The organism is Cellulosimicrobium cellulans, assembly GCF_042723955.1.
Classification (GTDB): Bacteria; Actinomycetota; Actinomycetes; order Actinomycetales; family Cellulomonadaceae; genus Cellulosimicrobium; species Cellulosimicrobium cellulans_H.
In genome coordinates this window covers 47,889-67,212 of the sequence record NZ_JBHXIC010000010.1, presented here as the reverse complement: position 1 = coordinate 67,212, position 19,324 = coordinate 47,889, and the positions used below count along the sequence as shown (strand labels likewise).

Annotated in this window: 9 protein-coding genes; 4 read left to right on the top strand and 5 right to left on the bottom strand. The window is 74.4% G+C overall.

From position 1 onward, the window contains the following. Positions 1-109: 109 nt before the first annotated feature. Both ACFWH7_RS04895 and ACFWH7_RS04890 read right to left on the bottom strand, forming a co-directional pair. Positions 110-4,123, bottom strand: a complete 4,014-nt coding sequence (locus tag ACFWH7_RS04895; protein ID WP_378215333.1) for an endo-1,4-beta-xylanase — start codon at positions 4,121-4,123, stop codon at positions 110-112. A 399-nt stretch (positions 4,124-4,522) separates the two neighbouring features. Next, positions 4,523-6,691, bottom strand: coding sequence for a carbohydrate-binding module family 20 domain-containing protein (locus ACFWH7_RS04890; protein WP_378215327.1), 2,169 nt, complete (start codon positions 6,689-6,691; stop codon positions 4,523-4,525). Positions 6,692-6,993: 302 nt separating this feature from the next. Here ACFWH7_RS04890 and ACFWH7_RS04885 point away from each other — a divergent pair, with 302 nt between their 5' ends. Further along, a complete protein-coding gene (locus tag ACFWH7_RS04885) occupies positions 6,994-7,212 on the top strand; it encodes a PLD nuclease N-terminal domain-containing protein (RefSeq protein WP_378215326.1) in 219 nt (72 codons plus the stop codon). Positions 7,213-7,312: 100 nt separating this feature from the next. On the opposite strand, the gene mfd is transcribed toward ACFWH7_RS04885, so the two are convergent. Continuing rightward, positions 7,313-11,065, bottom strand: coding sequence for a transcription-repair coupling factor (gene mfd / locus ACFWH7_RS04880; protein WP_378215325.1), 3,753 nt, complete (start codon positions 11,063-11,065; stop codon positions 7,313-7,315). 302 nt (positions 11,066-11,367) lie between these two features. Here mfd and ACFWH7_RS04875 point away from each other — a divergent pair, with 302 nt between their 5' ends. Continuing rightward, positions 11,368-12,084 carry a phosphatase PAP2 family protein gene (locus ACFWH7_RS04875; protein WP_378215323.1) on the top strand — a complete coding sequence of 239 codons (717 nt, stop codon included), beginning with the start codon at positions 11,368-11,370 and terminating at the stop codon, positions 12,082-12,084. Here ACFWH7_RS04875 and ACFWH7_RS04870 read toward each other — a convergent pair. Next, the gene (locus tag ACFWH7_RS04870; RefSeq protein ID WP_378215322.1) at positions 12,035-13,273 is read right to left on the bottom strand and encodes a glycosyltransferase family 4 protein; all 1,239 of its coding nucleotides are present in this window, start codon (positions 13,271-13,273) and stop codon (positions 12,035-12,037) included. The two genes, ACFWH7_RS04875 and ACFWH7_RS04870, sit on opposite strands and share 50 nt — an antisense overlap. Before the next feature lie 179 nt (positions 13,274-13,452). Here ACFWH7_RS04870 and ACFWH7_RS04865 point away from each other — a divergent pair, with 179 nt between their 5' ends. Then, positions 13,453-14,529, top strand: coding sequence for a glycosyltransferase family 4 protein (locus ACFWH7_RS04865; RefSeq protein ID WP_378215321.1), 1,077 nt, complete (start codon positions 13,453-13,455; stop codon positions 14,527-14,529). 26 nt (positions 14,530-14,555) lie between these two features. On the opposite strand, the gene ACFWH7_RS04860 is transcribed toward ACFWH7_RS04865, so the two are convergent. Continuing rightward, on the bottom strand, positions 14,556-17,933 hold the full coding sequence (locus ACFWH7_RS04860) for a hypothetical protein (protein WP_378215320.1): 3,378 nt from the start codon (positions 17,931-17,933) through the stop codon (positions 14,556-14,558). 175 nt (positions 17,934-18,108) lie between these two features. On the opposite strand from ACFWH7_RS04860, the gene ACFWH7_RS04855 reads away from it, so the two are divergent. After that, on the top strand, positions 18,109-19,323 hold the full coding sequence (locus tag ACFWH7_RS04855) for an ABC transporter ATP-binding protein (protein ID WP_378215319.1): 1,215 nt from the start codon (positions 18,109-18,111) through the stop codon (positions 19,321-19,323). The last annotated feature ends 1 nt before the right edge of the window (position 19,324 follow it).

The following is a 19,324-nucleotide window of genomic DNA, read 5'->3' as shown; positions in this document are numbered from 1 at the left end:
GGCGGAGCCCCCCCGCGCGCCCCTCCCCCCCGCCGCGGGCCCCCCCCCCCCGCGGGCGCGCCCCCCGCCCCCCCCCCCCCCCCCCCCCCACGACCACCTGCTCGGCGGGTCAGCAGGTGCGCGCCTCCACGGCGATCTCACGCGGCGAGCCGACCCCGCCGCCGTCGAGCACGGCCGTGACCGTGGCCGTGCCGGCCGGGACCGACGACGCCCGCACGGCGAACGACTGGTACGCGTTCGCGCCCGGTGCCACGGCGGTGAACGTCCGCGACCCGTACGGGGTCGTGAGCGTCACGTCGACGGGCACGTCCTCGCGGTTCGTCGCCCGGACCGCGACGTAGGCCTTGCCCGCGAGGCAGCGCGCCGACGCCTCGACGTCGAGCGCGACCTCGGGCGCGGCCCCCGCGCCGACGAGCCGTGCGACGCCCCAGCGGGCCGTCGACTGGTAGCCCGCCCCGGACGGGTCCGCCCAGTTGCGGATCGCCGTGCGCGTGCCGTCCGACGCGTCGTTGACCTGGAGGTCGAGCCCGTGGAACGTGCCCTCGCCGCCCTGGTCGGCGAGGTCGACCGCGAGCTCGACGACGTACCCGTCGGCCGTGCGCGTCGTCGCGCTCGTGACGCGCGCCCGCTGCGCCGCCTCGTCGCCCGTACCGAACGACACGGCGTTCTCGGCGCTCACGCGGATCTGGGTGTCCAGGTCCCGGTAGGCGCCGTTCTTGGCGTTGCCCGCGTCGACGTAGACCTCGACGGAGTCCTGCACCCACGGGTCGGAGCCGCTCACGTCCACCACCGGGTCGACGACCTGGGCGAGCACGTAGAGCGTCCGGTCGCGCCACAGGGTGCGGACGGTCGCGACCGCGCCGCCGCTGCCCTGGACCTCCTTCGCGGTCGTCACGGGCGCACCCGCCTCCGCCCACACGGCGTCGACCTCGCCGTCGACCGCGGGCGCGGCGGACGCGTGCGCGACCTCGAGGTACGACAGCTCCTCGAGCAGGCGCAGCGTGCCCGTCGCGCCGGGCGTGTTCCACGCGGACGTGGCGCCGCCGTCGGTCCCCGCGTCCGTGACGCGCACGTCGAGCGCGAGCGTGTCGCCCGCGGCGGCGGCGTCGTGCGGGAGGTGCGCGACGACGTCGTACCCGCCCGCGCGCTCCGTCACCTCCGCGGAGACCCCCGCGCTCGTCGCGCCGTCGCGGCCGACGACGTGCTCCGTGCCGTCGAGCGCGAACGTCACGGCGTCGGCGGTGTCGTCGGTCGCGTCGTCGACGCTCGCGAACGCCGTGAGGTGGTCGGGAGACCAGCGGAGCTGGAACCCGACCTCTCCCCCGGCGGCCCCACCCGGCGCGGCGAACGTGTGCAGCGGGAGCCGCTGCCAGTCCGGGGCCGCCGCGGCGTCGCCGTCGAGCGGGACGTCGCCGGCGAACACGTCGGCCGTGCGCAGGCGGGCCGGGAGCTCGCCGTCGACCACGCCGTGGTACGCGGGCTTGGCCTTGAGGGCGTCGTCGAAGACGAGCGGAGCGCCGCTGTCGACGCGCCAGCTCCGGCCGTCGGTGAGGCCCCACACGGTGACGGAGTACAGGTCGTCGGCGTGCGCGCGGAACACGCGGAACGCGTCGCGGTAGTAGTACCCCTGCTCGACGAGCGACGCCTGGGTGACCGGGGTGCCGGTCGTCACGTCGAGCTCGGTGACGGCCTGCGTCACGGGCAGGTCGGCGAACCGCTCGATCGCGCCCTCGAGCGCGGAGACCGGCATCGCGAGGCTCACGTGGAACTGGTGCCCCACGCCGTCGACGGGCACCCCGCGCGCGAGGAGCCGCTCGACGAGCGCGTGGTACCGGTCCTGCTTGCCGCCCTGCTCGGTGTTGTAGTCGTTGATGAACAGCGCGACCGGCCGCTCGCCGCGCTGCTTCGCCGCGGGGTCCGCGTAGACGTCGTTGAACGCCTCGTCGGCGTACGCGAACGCGAGGTCGAGGTACTCCTCGCCGAGGATCCGGAACCACTCCGAGCGGCGCAGGCCGTCGGGGTTCTCCGCGCCGTCCGACACGACCTCGTTCACCACGTCGAACGCCGTGAGCGGGTTGTCGCCGCCGAACGGGCCGTAGGCGTCCGCGAGCGCCTGCGCGACGGAGAAGACGTGCGTCCGCAGGCGGTCGCGCAGGACCTGCCGGTCCGCCTCGGACGTGGTCAAGGGCGCGCCGTCGGCCCCCTCGAAGAACCAGGCCGGCGTCTGCGAGTGCCACACGAGCACGTGGCCGTAGACGCGCAGGTCGTTCGCGGCCGCGTGGTCCATGAGCGCGGTCGCCTCGGGGTGCGTCCGGAAGGTGCGGTCCTCGTCGTACCAGGCCTCGGGCTTCATGTGGTTCTCGGCCGTGACCTGGTCGAAGTGCCGCAGCAGCAGCTCTGACGCCGCGCCCGAGGTCTCCCGGCTGTCGATCGCGACCCCGACCGGGACCTCGACCGTCTCCTTGATGCCCGTGAGGTCCTCGACGGCGGGCGGCGGCGGGACGCGCAGCACGACGTCGTCGACGAGCAGGTCGCTCGTGTTGTCGCCGTTGTAGTCCGTCTCCAGGTAGAGCAGCGCCTCGTCCGCGGCGGCGCCCTGGAACGTCGCGGTGATCTGCGTCCAGCCGGTGCTCGTGATCCCCGAGAGCTGGGCGAGCGTCGAGTACGACGTCGCCCCGTCGACCGTCCGCGCGATGCTGAGCCACACGTCGTCCGCGGGCTGCCCCTCGGCGAAGCGCACCCACGCGCTGAGCTCGTACGTCGTGCCTGCCGCGAGCAGACCGGTCACGTCGTGCCCGATGCCGTCGCCCTGACCGTCACGGCCGGAGATGACAGCGGCCTGCGTGCCGCCGTGCGCCACCTCCGTGAGGTCCAGCGACGGCGTCGTCGCGTCTCCCGCGCGCGGCACCCAGCCGCCGAGGCCGTCCTCGAAGCCGGTCTCCAGGAGGACCTCGCCGCCGCGCAGCGGCGTGCCGACGGGGAACGTGAACTCCCAGCCGGCCGCGAGCCGCTCGGCGACGACCGTCTCGACCGCGGCGAGCGTGCCCGCGCGGTCGCCGCCGCCGTCGTGCGCGAGCACGACCTCGCCGGGCTTCATCGCGGCGCGCAGGTTCGCGGTGAGGGTCGCGACGTCCTGGGTCTCCCAGTCGGAGATCGTGTTGACGACCGCGAGCGGCTGCATGCCGAGCGCGACCGCGACCTCGGGGGTCGCGCCCCACGAGCCGTTCGGCGCACGGAAGAACGGGACGGGGTGCTCCGGGTCGCCGAGCGCGTCACGCAGGATGCCGAGGTTCTCGACGAGGTCGGCGCGCACCTGGTCGGCCGACCACGCGCCCATGTCGGCGTAGCCGGTCGAGTGGTTGCACAGCACGTGCCCCTCGTCGACGATGCGTCGCAGGAGCTCGGCGCCGCCCGGTGCCTGGACGTTCTGGCCGATGACGCAGAACACCGCGTGCAGGTCGTGCTCGGCGAGGAAGTCCAGGAGCGCGGGCGTCGTGCCGGGGTTCGGGCCGTCGTCGAACGTCAGGGCCGCGACGTCGCCGGTCCCCTCGGCGAGGCGTACGGGGGTCGGGACGGGGTTGACCGCTCCCCCGGGCACGACGGCGCCGGGGTCGGTCACGACGGTCGTCACGCGGACGTCGTCGAGCAGGAAGGACGGGTGCGCCCCGGCGACCGGCGCGGCCTCGACGTAGAGCGAGGCGGCGGTGAGCCCGGCGGGCAGGGTGTACGTCCCGCCGATCTCCACCCAGCCGTCGGCCGTCGTGGCGACGGCCCCGCCGACCCACGTGTACGCCGTCCCCGACGCGCCCGTCTCCTGCACCGTGAAGTGGACCCCGGACGACCCCGTCGTGCCCGCAGGGAGCTTGACCCACGCCTGAACGTCGTACGCGACGCCGGGCTCGAGCAGCGCGAGCGCGTCGGTCGCGACGCCGTGCCAGTCCGCCGTCCGACCCGTCACCGCGAGGCTCGACGACCCGCCGTGCGCCTCGGCGTCGGTCACGGCGACGGTGATGGGCCCGCGCGCTGTCCACGGCGCCGTCCCTGCCAATTCGAAATCGTTCTCCAGAACGATATCGATATCGATATCGACTCGGCCAGGCGTCTGCGCACCCCTCGCATCCATCCCCACTGCCGCGCTCGCTCCCCCTCCCGCCACGAGGGCGGCGAGCACCCCCGCCACGGCGGTCCTCCACGTGCGTCTCATCGTCGTCGCTCCCTTGCGATCGGCTGGGGCACATCGCCCCCGGGGCGCACCGGCGCGCCCGGGCCACACCCTAGGGGCACCCACCAGGTTCAGACAATGGTTGAACTATTTCCCCCCACCCCTCCGCCCATGCCGACCGGCACCTGAGGTGAACTCTGGCGATTCGCAGCTCCATCTCGACCGACCGACCACGGTTCTCCCTCACCAACCACGGTTCTACCTCGGCGGTGGGCGAGAGCCGACAGCCGACCATCGCCACCACGACAGAAGGCCCCGCCCCGGTCTGGGTGAGACCGGGGCGGGGCCGGGAGTGCGAGGTCACGACCTCCAGGTGTCCGACAGCGTCACCGAGCCGTCCGGGCCGACCGTCGCGGTGCGGTTGCCGCCGCTCTCCCAGATAACGTTCCCCCCGCCGTCGCGCTTCACGTACTTGTACGCGAACGTCGTGCCCGCCGGGAGGTCGAGGGTCGCGGTCCAGAGGGGGTAGCTCGCGGCCGAGAGCGCGACGCCGTTCGCGGGCGCCCAGGATCCCAGCGCGGGGATGCTGCCGACGACGACCACGCTCTGCCCCCAGGTCGTCGTCGCCGTCACGGCGAACGACGCGTCGCCCTGACCCTCGACGGGACCAGGCCCCTCGCCGTCGTCCTCGCACGGGTCGCCCGCCGTGACCGTCCCTCCCGAGACCGCGACGGCGGCGCCGCTCAGGGCGTAGTCCTTGCCGCCGTTGTTGTCCCAGGAGCCCGCGCCGTTCGTGAACGCCGCCGTGACGGTCGCGGCGGCGCCGGTCGCGCCTGTCGGCAGGGCGATCTCCTTCGCGACCCAGCCGGTGCAGGCCGCGGTCATCGCGACGCCGGGCACGGCGGTCCAGGCACCCGTGCCGACGCGGTAGTGGACGTTGTACGCGTTCCAGCCCTTGTCGGTCGCGTAGTAGACGGTCGTCGTGCCGCTCGGGTCGACGGGACCGGGACCGCCGGTGCCGCCGTCGTCCACAGCGCCGACGTGCAGCGCGAGCGCCCCGTACGCCGGGACCTTCGCGGTGAAGGTGCCGGAGCCGGAGACGGTGACCGTCTTCGCGCAGTCCTTCGACGCGACGACGTCGCAGTACGTGCCGGCGGGGAGCGACGTCTGGTAGGTGCGCGTCACGGCGTCGGCGGAGTTGTTGATCGTCACGTACCCCTTGCCGCCGCGACCGTACGCGACGTGGTTGTTCCCGTCGTCCCACCAGCTCGTCACCGCGGTCCCGGCGACCGTGTTGTGGAAGCCGACCATGCCCACGATCTCGGTCCAGCGCTGCGTGCAGACCCACGCGCTGCTCGAGCAGCTCGCGTCCGGAACGGACGTCGCGGAGGCACCGGGGGCACCGGCGTCCTTGTCGCTCCACGTGTAGCCCGAGTAGACGCTCGGCGCGCCATACGGCCACGAGAGCATGAACGCGTTGGCGAGCCGGTACTTGGCTCCCCACTTGTAGTTCATGGTCTCGCCGTTGCGCTCGGTGTCGTGGTTGTCGACGAAGACGCCCGCGCGGTCCGAGGGGAGCTTGTTGTCGCCGATGGTCCGCAGGTCCTTGATCTGGCCGTCGAACCGGGACTTGAGCTCGCGCGCGTAGAAGAACTCGTGCGAGTCACCGGAGCCGAGGTACTCCGAGGGCTGGATGGGCTCGCCGCTCGCGCCGATGACCTCGTGCACCCAGAAGACGTTCGGGTTCGTGAGCCGCGCCTTGATCGCCGCGAGGTCAGCGGCGGGGATGTGCTTCGCGGCGTCGATGCGGAACCCGGAGACCCCGAGCGAGATGAGGTCGTTGAGGTAGCCGGCGATCTTGCCGCGCACGTAGTCGGAACCCGTCCGCAGGTCCTGGAGCGAGACGAGGCGACAGTTCTGGACGTTGTACCGGTCGCCGTAGTTGCTGATGTTCGACCGGCAGTCGTTGAAGTCGTTCGGCCCGTACGGGACGCCGGGGAAGCTGTCCACGGAGTAGCTCGTCCCGCCCGTGCCCGTGCCGGAGCCGGTGTCGGCGCCCGCGGTGTGGTTGACGACCGCGTCGACGACGACGCCCACGCCCGCCGTCTTGCACGTGCTCACCATGTGCTGGAACTCCGCGCGGGTGCCGAGCTTGGACTCGAGCTTGTAGCTGACCGGCTGGTAGGAGGTCCACCAGGCCGTGCCCTGGATGTGCTCCTGCGGCGGCGAGACCTGGACGTAGCCGAACCCGGCCGGGCCGATGGTGCTCGTGCACTCGGCGGCCACGGAGTCCCACGTCCACTGGAAGAGGTTGAGGATCACGTCGCCCCGACCGTTCGGGGAGTCGACGACGGGCGTCGGCACGGGCGGTGCCGCCGCGGCGGACCCCGCGACCGGCACCGTGGCGGCGAGCGCCGCCCCGAGCGCGAGGGCGGCCGTCACCGCGGCCGCGACGAGACGCCGCAGACGGCCGTGACCGGACGTCGGGGTGGGTGCCGGCGGACCGGCGGGGTCGGTGGTGCGCGTCATTGCTGCTCCTTCGAGGTGCTTCGGCCTCCGGCACGCTCGGCATCGAGCGCGGGAGGGCCACGCGGTGCTGACTACGCCCAGGGTGTCGGGCGCGCGTCCGGGACTCGGCGGCTTTGCAGAGAGTTTCCGGATGTTTCAGCAACCTTACAGAGCACGGTGCGCCCTGTCACGACCCCGTGAGGCGCTCGTCCGCCGCGGGGCCGCCGCTCGCGCGCCGCGACCACGGGCGGCCCGCGGGCCGTGCATCGTGGGCCCGGACGGCCTAGCGTCGAGGGGTACGCACCACGGGAGGAGACGACGACATGGGGACCAAGCGGCGCTGGAAGGACCTGACCAAGGGTCAGAAGATCGCCGTCGGGGTCGTGGGCGCGGCCCAGGTCACGCTCACGGCCGCTGCCTACCGCGACCTGCTGCACCGACCGGCGGAGCAGGTGAACGGCACCAAGCTCGCGTGGGGCCTCGCGCTGCTCGTCAACTGGGTCGGCCCCATCGCTTACTTCCTCGACGGCCGCAAGGACTGACGGCGACGGGCCGGGCCGCGATCCGCGAGCAGGTGGTCGTGGCCAATCCCGGCGTCGGGACGGGCCACGACCACCTGCTCGGCGGGGGTTCGGGCTCTGGTCAGCGCGCGCCCGACGACGTCCCGACCGCGGCGGCGGCACCGACCTCGCCGAGGACCACGGCGTCGATGAGCTGGCGCGCCCAGGTGAGCACCTCGGCCCCGCGCAGCGGCCGGCCGCCGATGCGCGCCGTCGTCGGGTACGGGACGAGGAACGCGCGGATCGCCGGCTTGAGCAGCGTGCCCGGGTACAGGCGCTTGAGCCGGAGCTGCGCCGACTCGGCGAGGTCGACCGGCGCGAACCGGATGAACTTGCCCTGCGCGGTGACGTCCGTGAGCCCCGCGCGGCGCGCGTGGTTGCGGAAGTCCGCGACGTCGAACAGCGCCGACGCGACGTCCGGCAGCGCCCCGTAGCGGTCGACGAGCTCGGCCCGCACCTCGGCGAGCTCGGGCGCGTCGGTCGCGGCGGCGATCTTCTTGTACGCCTCGAGCCGCAGCCGCTCGGTCGCGATGTACGACTCGGGCAGGTGCGCGTCGACCGGGAGCTCGATGGAGATCTCGGGCTGCTCCTCCGGCCCGTCGCCCCGGTAGTTCGCGACGGCCTCGCCCACCATGCGCACGTACAGGTCGAACCCGACGCCCGCGATGTGCCCGGACTGCTCGCCGCCGAGCAGGTTGCCCGCGCCGCGGATCTCGAGGTCCTTCATCGCGACCTGCATGCCAGCACCCAGGTCGGTGTGCGCGGCGATCGTCGCGAGGCGGTCGTGCGCGGTCTCGGTGAGGGGCCGCTCGGGCGGGTACAGGAAGTACGCGTACGCGCGCTCGCGCCCGCGGCCCACGCGGCCGCGGAGCTGGTGGAGCTGGGAGAGCCCGAGCATGTCCGCGCGCTCGAGGATGAGCGTGTTCGCGTTGGAGATGTCGAGGCCGGTCTCGATGATCGTCGTGCAGACGAGGACGTCGAGCTCCTTCTCCCAGAACGCGCGGATCACCTGGTCGAGCTGGTTCTCGTTCATCTTGCCGTGCGCCACACCCACGCGGGCCTCGGGCACGAGCTCGCGCAGCTTGGCCGCCGTCCGGTCGATCGTCTCGACCTTGTTGTGCACGTAGAACACCTGGCCCTCGCGCAGCAGCTCGCGGCGCAGGGCGGCGGCGATCTGCTTCTCCTCGTACGCGCCCACGTAGGTGAGGACGGGGTGCCGCTCCTCGGGCGGCGTCGCGAGCGTCGACATCTCACGGATGCCCGTGACCGCCATCTCGAGCGTGCGCGGGATCGGGGTCGCGGACATCGCGAGCACGTCGACGTTGGTGCGCAGCTGCTTGAGCGTCTCCTTGTGCTCGACGCCGAACCGCTGCTCCTCGTCGATGATGACGAGCCCGAGGTCCTTGAACCGGACGTTGCCCGTGATGAGCCGGTGCGTGCCGATGACGACGTCGACCGTGCCCTGGCGCAGCCCTTCGATCGTCTCCTGGGACTCCTTGGCCGTCTGGAAGCGCGAGAGCGCCTTGACGGTCACGGGGAATCCCGCGTACCGCTCGGAGAACGTCTCGAAGTGCTGCTGGACGAGGAGCGTCGTCGGCACGAGCACGGCGACCTGCTTGCCGTCCTGGACGGCCTTGAACGCCGCGCGGATCGCGATCTCGGTCTTGCCGTAACCGACGTCGCCGCACACGAGGCGGTCCATGGGGACCGTCTTCTCCATGTCGGCCTTGACCTCGTCGATGGTCGCGAGCTGGTCGGGCGTCTCGACGTACGCGAACGCGTCCTCGAGCTCGCGCTGCCAGGGCGTGTCGGCGCCGAACGCGTGGCCCTGCGTCGCCATGCGGGCGCTGTAGAGCCGGATCAGCTCGCCCGCGATCTCCTTGACGTGCTTGCGTGCGCGGGACTTCGTCTTCGCCCAGTCCGACCCGCCCATCTTGTTGAGGCTCGGCGCCTCGCCGCCCGTGTACTTGGTGACCTGGTCGAGCTGGTCCATCGGCACGAACAGGCGGTCCCCCGGCTGGCCCCGCTTGCTCGACGCGTACTCGATCACGAGGTACTCGCGTGTCGCGGCGTTGCCGCCCGTGCCGAGCGTGCGCTGCACGAGCTCGACGAAGCGCCCCACGCCGTGCTGCTCGTGCACGACGAAGTCGCCCGCCTTGAGCTGCAGCGGGTCGACGACGTTGCGGCGCCGGCTCGGCATCTTGCGCATGTCACGCGTGCTCGTCCCCGCGCGGCCCGTGAGGTCGGCCTCGGAGAAGACGGCGAGGCGCAGCTCGGGCGCGACGAAGCCCTTGCCGACCATCGCCGGGGTGACGAGGACGATGCCGCCCTCGGGCTCGCCGTCGAGCCGCGGCACGAGACGCGCGGGCGTGTCGACCGCGCCGAGCTGCTCGACCATGCGCTTGGCCGGGCCGTGGCCCTCGGTCGTGAGCACGAGGCGCCAGCCCGCGTGCTGCAGCCCGCGCACGTCGTCCAGCGCGCGCGAGACGTCGCCGCGGTAGGACTCGACGTCCCGCGCGCCGATCGTGAAGGTCGGGACGCCGTCCGCGCTCTCGCCCACGTGCGCGGCCGTGGTGCCCGACGACGCGCCCGCGGCGTCTGTGGCCCGCGCACCTGCGTCGGGGGCCGCGTCCGTCGGCAGGTCGAGGTCCGGGTTGTCGAGCGCGAACGACGACAGCGTCCACCAGCCGAGGCCGCGGCGCTGGGCGACGGCGCGCACCTCCGCGAACGTCTCGAACGACGCCGCCGACAGGTCGAGGGGCGACGTCCCGCCCGCCACCGCGCCCGTCCACGCCGCCGCGAGGAACTCCTCGGTCGTGGCGACGAGGTCGTGCGCGCGCCGGCGCACGCGCTCGGCGTCGTCGAGGACGAGCAGCGCGTCGTCGGGCACGAGCTCGAGCACCGGGACCATGCGGTCCACGAGGACCGGCGCGAGCGACTCCATGCCCTCGACCGCGACGCCCGCAGCGAGCTTGTCGAGCATCTCGACCGCGCCCGGCAGCTGCTCGACGAGCGCCGACGCGCGCGCCCGCACGGACTCGGTGAGCAGGATCTCGCGGCACGGCGGCGCCCACAGCCCGTGCTCCGCGATCTCGAGGCTGCGCTGGTCCGCGACCGCGAACCAGCGGATCTCCGACACCTCGTCACCCCAGAACTCGACGCGCAGCGGGTGGTCCTCGGTGGGCGGGAACACGTCGAGGATGCCGCCGCGCACGGCGAACTCACCGCGGCGCTCGACCATGTCCACGCGCGTGTACGCCGCCGCGACGAGCCGCTCCGCGACGTCGGTCAGGTCCGCCGTCGACCCGGCGTGCAGCTCGACCGGCTCGAGCTCGCCCAGCCCGTCCACGACCGGCTGGAGGAGCGCGCGCACCGGCATGACGAGCACGCGGACGGGGCCCGACGGCCCGACCTCCGGGTCCGGGTGCGCGAGGCGGCGGAACACCGCGATGCGCTTGGCGACCGTGTCCGCGCGCGGGCTCAGCCGCTCGTGCGGCAGCGTCTCCCAGCTCGGCAGCACCGCGACCACGTCGGCCAGCTCGTCCGGCAGGTACGCCCGGACGCTCGCCGCGAGCTCGTCCGCGTCTCGCCCGGTCGCCGTCACGACCACGAGAGGGCGCGAGCCCGTGGCCCACGCGGCGCCCCCCGCCGTGCCGCCCGACGCCACCCCGTCGACGGGGCCGGTGGCCCGCGCCCCCGCCATCGCGGCGAGCAGCGGCGGGCGCGCGCCGGCCGGACCGACCACGTCCGCCTCGCCACGGGCGCGCACGTGCTCGACCGCCGCCGTCGCGGCGGGGTCGGCGAGCAGCGCGGGCAGGATGCCGGTGAGGTTCATGCGGTGGGGTCCCTCCGAGGACGATGGTCGGTTGCGTCGGCGGCCGCGCGAGGCGGGCCCGGGTCGAGGACGGTTCCGGGGCTGGTCGAGGACACGACGGGGCAGCACGAACGGCCCGGACCGAGCTCACCAGAGGTGGCGAGCGGGTCCGGGCTGGAGCCGTGCGAGACGACGGCTCCCAGCGTACGCCCCGGCGCCCACACGTCGACCGGCGGCGGCGCGACGGGCACACGGCCTTTTCACCCGGCGTCACCCGCTCGCGACCGGTGACACGGTCCCCGCCGCTCCGTCATGCTCGGGGCGTGTCCACGTCTGCGGTGCCGGCCTCCGTGCCGGCCCGGCCCCGCTCGTCCGCGCTGCTGGTGGTGCTCGTGCTGCTCGTCGCGGCCTTCGTCGCGCTCTGGGCCGCCTCGCACCTCACCGTCGCGGGCCAGCAGGCGGACGCCGGAGCGTTCCGGACCCTCGCTCCCCTGCACGACGCCGGCCGCGACCTCGCGGGGGCGCTGCGCCGGGGTCTCCCGGTGGCGTGCGCGGCCGTCGTCGCCGTCCTGGGCGTGGTCGCGCTCGTGCGCCGCGCGTGGCGCGACCTCCTGGCCGCGGTCCTGGTCGTGCTCGGGACGGTCGGGATCGCGCTCGGGCTCCGCGAGGTCCTCGTGCGGCCCGACCTCGGGGAGCACGGCTACGCCTACCAGACCTTCCCGAGCGGTCACGTCGCGGTGGTCGGCGGCCTGTGCGTCGCGATCTGGCTGCTGTGGCCGTGGCCGGGGTCGCGTACGGCCGCGGGCTGGGCCGGGCTCGGCGTGACGGCGGTCGCCGCCCTCGCCTCCGTCGTGACGTACGCGCACCGGCCGAGCGACGTCGTCGGCTCGCTGCTCGTCGCGGCGGCCGTCACGGTCGCCGTCGTGTGGCTGCTCGACGTCCCGCGGGGAGCCCGCGCGGCCAGCACGCCCCCGGCCGCGCCTCCCACCGTCACCGACGGGACGCCCGAGCCTCCCCGGGTCGGCGACCCCTCGGCCTGACTGCGGGGAGCCCCGCGTAGAGGTCCTCGTACCGGTCGACGACGCGCTCCCACGTGAAGTCCTCGACCCGCCGACGGCCGGCGGCCCCGACCCGCTCCGCGCGCTCCGGGTCGTCGAGCAGGCTGAGCACGGCGACCGCCAGCGCCTGCGTGTCCTGGGGGTCCACGAGCACGCCGTCGACGCCGTCGGTGACGATCTCCGGGGGTCCGCCCCGCACGGTCGCCACGAGCGGCCGGCCCGACCTCCACGCCTCGAGGACGACGAGCGGGGCAGCGTCCGCGCGGCTCGGCACGACGACCACGTCCGCAGCCGCGAGGCGGGCCGCGACCTCGGACGGGTCCAGCCGTCCGGGGAGCTCGACGCGGTCCGTCAGCCCCGCCGACGCGACCCGGCGGCGCAGCGCACCCGCCTCGCTCCCGTCGCCGACGACGACGAGCCGCGCCCGGTCGCGCAACGGCGAGGACGCGAACGCGTCCACGAGCAGGTCGAACCCCTTGACGTGCTCGATCCGCCCCACCGCGACGACCACGGGCTCACGCACGGAGCCCGACCGCGCGGGCTCCCCCTCCGCGGCGTCCTCCGGACGGTGCTCGGCCACGTCGTGCCCGGCCGCGTCGTGACCGGCGAGGTCGACGCCGTTCGGGACGACCACGGCGTCAGACGCCCCGAAGCGGACCAGGTCGTCCGCGACGACGCGCGAGCACCCCGTCACCGCGCCCGCGACACCGATCGAGCGCTCGAGCGCCGCGCGCAGCAGCCGCGAGTGCTCGAACACCGCGTGGTCGTCCGCGAAGGTCTCGCCGTGGGAGCTGACCACGAGCGGCGTGCGCGTGAGCGTGCGCAGGCCGAGGGCGTACGCGCCGTTCGGGCCGAAGCACTGCACGTGCAGCACGTCGGGCCGGAACGCCCGGAACGCCCGGCCCCAGGCGAGCGCGGCCCCCGGCGCCGCGAGGGCGAACCGGGCGACGTCGCCGGGCCGGCTCGACGGCTGCGGGGTCGGCAGGTAGCGCACGAGGACGCCGTCGACCCGGCGCGTGCCGAGCCGCTCGCCGCGGTCGACGGTCCAGACCTCCACCGCGCTCCCGCGGGACGCGAGCACGCGCGCGACGTGGCGCACGTGCGACTCGACGCCCCCCGTGTGCGGGTCGAACGAGCTCGCGACCAGCGCCACCCGACGACGCGCTGCCATACGTCCCTCACCCTCTCGCGGGACGTCCCGCGCCCGGTCCACGATCACCCGCTCATCACCCGCTCCCGCAGGTCCGGCGGGGCGTCGGCGCCACTAGAGTGGGCCACTCTACCGACCGCTCCGGTCGTCCCGACCGTGCCGCACCCGCCACGCACCACGCCCCGAGGGGGACCCTCCCGATGCCGCAGCTCGTCGTCGCGACCGTCGCGGTCGAGGTCCCGATGGGGGCCCAGGTGTACCAGGAGGAGGTCGCGGCGCGCGCGGCGGGGGCGCTCGCGGACGGTTCCGCCGGCGCGACCGGCAGCTGGTCCGTCGACCGCGCCGTCTTCCGCTCGCTCCGCTCCCCGCTCGCCGGGACCCACCGGCTCCCGCTCGGACGCCTCGGCTCCGCGAGCGCCGCGGTGCGCCGGGCCGTCGGCCGCGCGGTCTACCCGCGCGGCGCCGTCGTGCACCGCGTGGGGCTCGACCTGCCGCCGCACCCGACGCGCGACGTCGTCGCCGTGCAGGACGTCGTGTCGTGGCGCTACGACGACGAGTCCGCGCCGGTGCGCGCGGCCGCCGCGGAGGTCCGCCGCGCGGCGGCCGTCGTGTGCGTGTCGGAGTTCAGCGCGGACGAGGCGGCCGACGTCCTCGGGCTCGCCGAGCGGCCCTCCGTGGCCTACAACGGCGTCGACCCGGTCTACTTCTCCGCCGCGCCGCTCCCCCGCGAGCGTCTCGCGGCGCTGGGGGTGGACGGCCCGTACGTGCTGCACGCGGGCGGCGCGTCGCGGCGCAAGAACCTCGAGGAGCTCGCGGTCGCGTGGACCGCCGTCCGCTCCGCGCGCCCCGACCTCACGCTCGTCATGAGCGGGCCGCCGCACCCGCGGCGCACCGCGCTGTTCGCGGACCTCCCCGGCACGCGGCTCGTCGGTCGCCTGCCGGGCGAGCTGATGCCGGGGCTCGTCGCAGGCGCGGCGGCCGTGGCCGTGCCGTCGCGCTACGAGGGGTTCGGGCTGCCCGCCCTCGAGGCGATGGCCGCCGGCGTCCCCGTGGTCGCGGCGCGCACCAGCTCGCTCCCCGAGGTCGTGGGCGACGGCGGCGTGCTCGCCGAGCCGGACGGCGCGAGCCTCGCGGAGGCCCTGCTGTGGGTGACGACGCGCGACGCCGAGGTCGAGGCGCTCGTCGGGCGCGGGCGCGAGCGCGCCGCCACGTTCACGTGGGAGCGCAGCGCCTCGCAGCACGCCGCGATCTGGCGCGCGGTCGCCGCGCGCGGCTGACCGCGCCCGCGACCCGGTGACGGCGCTCACCCCGCCGGCTCCCACGCCTGGACCCCGCTGATCGTCGCGATCCACTCGCTCTCCGTCGCGAGCGGGACGAAGTCGGGGTGCAGCCCGCCGACGATCCCCGTGTAGTTCGCCGCGAGCACGGGCACGTCGCGCTCGGTCGTCATCGGGAGCGTCACGCGCACGGCCGTGACCTGGACGGGCTCGAACGTGAAGAGCGCGACGCGGTCGAGGAACTGGTCGGTCTGCTGCGCGACGTCGTGCCAGTCGCCGTCGGGCGTCCGCACGGAGACGGTGTAGTCGCGCAGTCCCGACGTGCAGCAGCGGATGCCGGCCGTCGCGACGGCGACGCGGTCGATCGTGCGCGGGCCGTCGGTGGCGACCTCGACGCCGGGGGCCTCGTCGACCGACCCGTCGGCCAGGCGCCCCGACCGCCACGGCTCGCGCACGGCGAAGGTCCCCGACGTCACGACGTCGGGACCGCTCGCGTCCTCGTGGGTCGACGTCGCGGTCACCGGCCGGCCCTCGAGCACGTCGTCACCGAACGGCTCGACGGGAGCGACCTCGAGCGCCGTGCCCGCGGGCGCGACGAGGAGGACGGGCGCGCCGTTCACCGGGACCTCGACGCCCCCGGAGGGGACCTCCAGGCCGCGCTCGGCGCCGTACGGGTCGCGCGCGGTCACGGTGACCGCACTGCCCGGCGCCGTCAGCCGCACGGTGGTGGACAGGTCCTCGCTCCACAGGGCGAGCAGCTCGGCGTTCCCGACCTCGACCGTCCCGGGCGCGCGCACGGCGTGGACCCCGGGCGTCCCCGTCTCGACCGCCTCGGGCGGCCCGAACCCGTCGAGGAACGCCGCGCTCGCCGCGAAGGCGGCGCCGGCGGGCTTCACGTACTGCCCGTACTGGAGCAGCGACCACGAGTTCCCCGCTTCGCCGAACCCGCCCTCGGAGAAGAAGTACGTCCACTCGTCGACGTCCTCGAGCCCGTACCAGAGGAGCTTGCGCACGACGTCGGACCCGCCCGCCCAGAAGTTCGCGACGCCGTCGGACCACCACCCGGTCTCGGTGTCCCACACGGGAACGTCCCCGCACGGACCGATCGCCTCGCGCAGCCGGTCCAGCTCGGCGCCGTCCGCGGAGAACCCCTCCTCCTCCCACGACCGGTTGAACCCGGTGTAGGGGTGGATCCCGACGACGTCGAGCGAGTCGCAGCCGCCCGCCGCGACCAGGTCGGCCCACCACGCGGGCTCGATCCCGAGCGTGTTGCCGCCGACCACGACGACGTCGGCCGACGCGTCGCGAGCGCCCGCCGCGAACGGCGCGCCGACCTCCTCCTCGTACGCGGCCGCGTCCTCGTAGCCCGTGTTGTTGGGCTCGTTCCACGGCTGCCAGTAGCGGATCTGCGGCGCGTGCTCGTGGACGGCGGCGACGATCTCGCGCGTCCACCCCTCCCAGGTGCCGGCCTCGACCGCGGCCTGCTCCGCCTCGCCGCCCGAGCCGAGCTGGAGCGTGAGGATCACGCCCGTCTCCTCGGCGAGCTCGGCGGCGGCCGCGAGCTCGGTGAACGGGTCGACGTCGGCGGGCTCCTCGCCCTCCTCCTCGTCGGGCGCGAACGCCGCGTTCGGCAGCGAGTCCCAGACGAGCGCGGCGGCGTCCGGCTCCGCGGTCGGGTCGGGCACGATCGCCCCGAAGTCGAGCTGCGTGCGGTGGCTCCCCACACCGAGCTGGTCCGCGAGCTCCACGCCGCGCAGCGGTCCCGCGCCGCCCCAGTCCGCGCCGTCCGCGAGCGCCGCCGGGTCGAGCCCGCTGCCCGCGGCGGCCACGGTGTAGCGCAGGCACGTCCCCGAGACCGCCTCGCCCGTCGCGGCGTCGACGAGCGCGGCGTCGACCTCGTACACCCCCGGCCGGGTCGGCGGCAGGTCGAGCGGAACCTCACCACCCTCGGCGGGGAGATCGACGACGGTCTCCTCGCCGACCATCGGGTCCCACACGCGCGGGTCGCCGCGCACCTGGTAGCGCAGACGGTACGTCCCGGCGGCGGCGCCCCACGCGTCGTCGAACGCGGCGACCACGCGCGGCGCGGTCCCGTCGGGGAAGACGCCGTACGGCGCGTCCACGAGCAGCCCGGCGCCGAGCCCGAGCCCGCCGAACAGCTCCTCGTTCGCCGCGTTGTACTTCACCGGCGCGCCGAGCTGGTACGCCATGCGGTCGGCCGAAATCTCGGTGAGGGCGAACCCGCCGTCCTCGCCGTGCGTGAGCACGTAGTAGGGCGCGTCCCCGGCGGTGCCGTCGCGCAGCACCGGCGTGCTCTCCCACAGCGCGAACGGCTGCTCGAGGTCCTTGTGCGTGTCCGGCCACACGCCCCGGAACACGCCGTCGCTCCCCCACCACCGGAACCCGAGGTTCTCGTCCGCGACGACGAGGCCCTCGCCCTCCGGCCCGGCCGACGGCCCGGTGGTCGCGCCCGTCGTGTCGTCCAGCCACGGCACGCGCGGGACGCCGAACGCGCGCCCGCGCACCCACGAGGCGCCGAGGTGGAAGCCCGGGACGTCGCCGTCCGGGCCGACCGCGCGCAGGTCGAGCGCGCGACGATCGCCGACACGCACGTCCGTCTGGACCAGCGCCGTGCCGTCCGGGAGCTGGGCGAGGACCGCGCCCTCGAACGGGGTCTCGGCAAGGAGCTCTCCGCCACCCGACACCTCGTGCAGGACCTCGCCCGCCTCCTGGACGCCGACGACGGTCCCGCCGTCGTCCGTCCAGCGCACCGTCCCGTACAGGTCGAGCAGGTCGCCCGCCGTGTGCTCCCCCTCGGGGATCGTCGTCGACCAGGCCGTCGTCCCGTCGGGCGCGACCTTGAGCAGGTCGCGCCGGTGCATGAGCGTGTCGAGGAGGTAGACGCTCCCGTCCGGGTCGACCTCGAAGGAGTCCGTGCGGAACGTCTCGCTCGCGCCGTCCCAGTCGAGCTCGACCGGCGTCGTCGCCTCCGCGTCCCCGGTCGCGAGGTCGTAACGCGTCACGGTGTACGTCGCCTCGCGGTCCCACTCGAGCACGTACGCCGCGCCGTCGAGCACGCGGAACGTGACGAGCTCCCCTTCGTCGAGCGTCACGACGTCGTCGACGACGGTACGGATGCCGTCCAGCGACTCGGTGTCGACGCCGTCGTCGGTCACCTGCTCGAGGCGGGGGAACCCGCACAGGGGCAGCGCGCCCGTCTGCGTCACGGGCGCCGCCGCCGGGACCGGGGACGGGGTGAACGGCTGCGCGCCGGACGTCGTCCCCGCCCCGGTGCCGCCGATCGCGACGGCCGCGACCAGCCCGAGGATCGCGGCGACGACGCCACCCACGACCGTGGGGTCCGCGCCGCGCCGGGGCCCCTCGCCGTCCTCGTCCGAAGCCATCTCGCCGCCCTGTCGTCGTCGGGCCCTGCTCGGGGTGCCGCTCTCGCGAGCGTAGGTCCGCGGAGGGTCGGCGCCGAGGGTCGGCAGGCACTTTCACCCGCGTTCGTCCGGTTCCGGGCGCGATTCACCCGTTCGACCCGGCCGCAGGCGCGAGCAGGACGACTATCTTTCATCTGTGCAGGCGACCACGGAACCCGCGATCCGCGTCGCCGGGCTGGGCAAGACGTACCGGCTCGGTGCGTTCGGCGAGCGCCCCTCCACGGCGGCGGCCGCCGCGATCCAGTGGGTCAGGTCGACCGGCAAGCAGAAGTACACGCTGTTCGACGCCCTGGACGACGTGTCGTTCGAGGTCCCGCAGGGCGAGGCGCTCGGGATCGTCGGGCGCAACGGCGCCGGCAAGTCGACGCTCCTCAAGATCCTCACGCGCGTCACGGCCCCCACCCGCGGGCGCATCGAGCTCACCGGGCGCGTCGGGTCGCTCCTCGAGGTCGGCACCGGGTTCCACCCCGAGCTCACGGGCAAGGAGAACATCTTCCTCAACGGCGCGATCCTCGGCATGACGCGCAAGGAGATCACCAAGCGCTACGACGAGATCGTCGCGTTCTCCGGCATCGAGAAGTTCCTCGCGACCCCGGTCAAGCGCTACTCGTCCGGCATGTACGTGCGGCTCGCGTTCTCCGTCGCCGCCCACCTCGACACCGAGATCCTCGCGATCGACGAGGTCCTCGCGGTCGGCGACGCCGAGTTCCAGCGCCGCTCGATCCAGAAGATGCGCGAGGCCGCCCAGGGCGGCCGCACCGTGCTCTACGTGAGCCACCAGCTCCAGACCGTCCAGGCCCTGTGCACCTCGGCGGTCCTGCTCGACCGCGGGACGCTCACCTACTCCGGCAGCGTCGACGGCACGCTCCAGGCCTACCGCGACAGCTTCGAGAGCTTCGCCGCCGCGCAGTCCGACCCGAGGAAGCGCCCGGGCAACGGCAACCTGCGGCTCTCCTCGGTCCGCATGGAGGACGAGTTCGTCAAGTCCTCGCAGGACATCGTGGTCGACTTCGAGGCTCCGCCGAGCAAGGACCTCATCGGAACGTACTTCGTCTCGATGCACATCAACAACGACCAGGGGACCGTCATCGCGCAGTGCGACTCGCGGCTCGTCGGGAAGTGGTTCGACCCGGAGCAGCCCCAGAAGGGCCGCCTCGTGGTCCGGGACCTGTGGCTCAAGCCCGGCCAGTACACGGTCGACGTGTACGCGTGCCAGGCGGGCGTGCTCGACGCGTGGGAGGGGGCGTGGCGCTTCGAGGTGCTGCCCGACCTCCCGTACCCGGAGTTCACGGAGTCGTCGGGCACCGAGAAGGGCATGGTCTTCGTGAACTTCGACTACGAGGGAGGCTGAC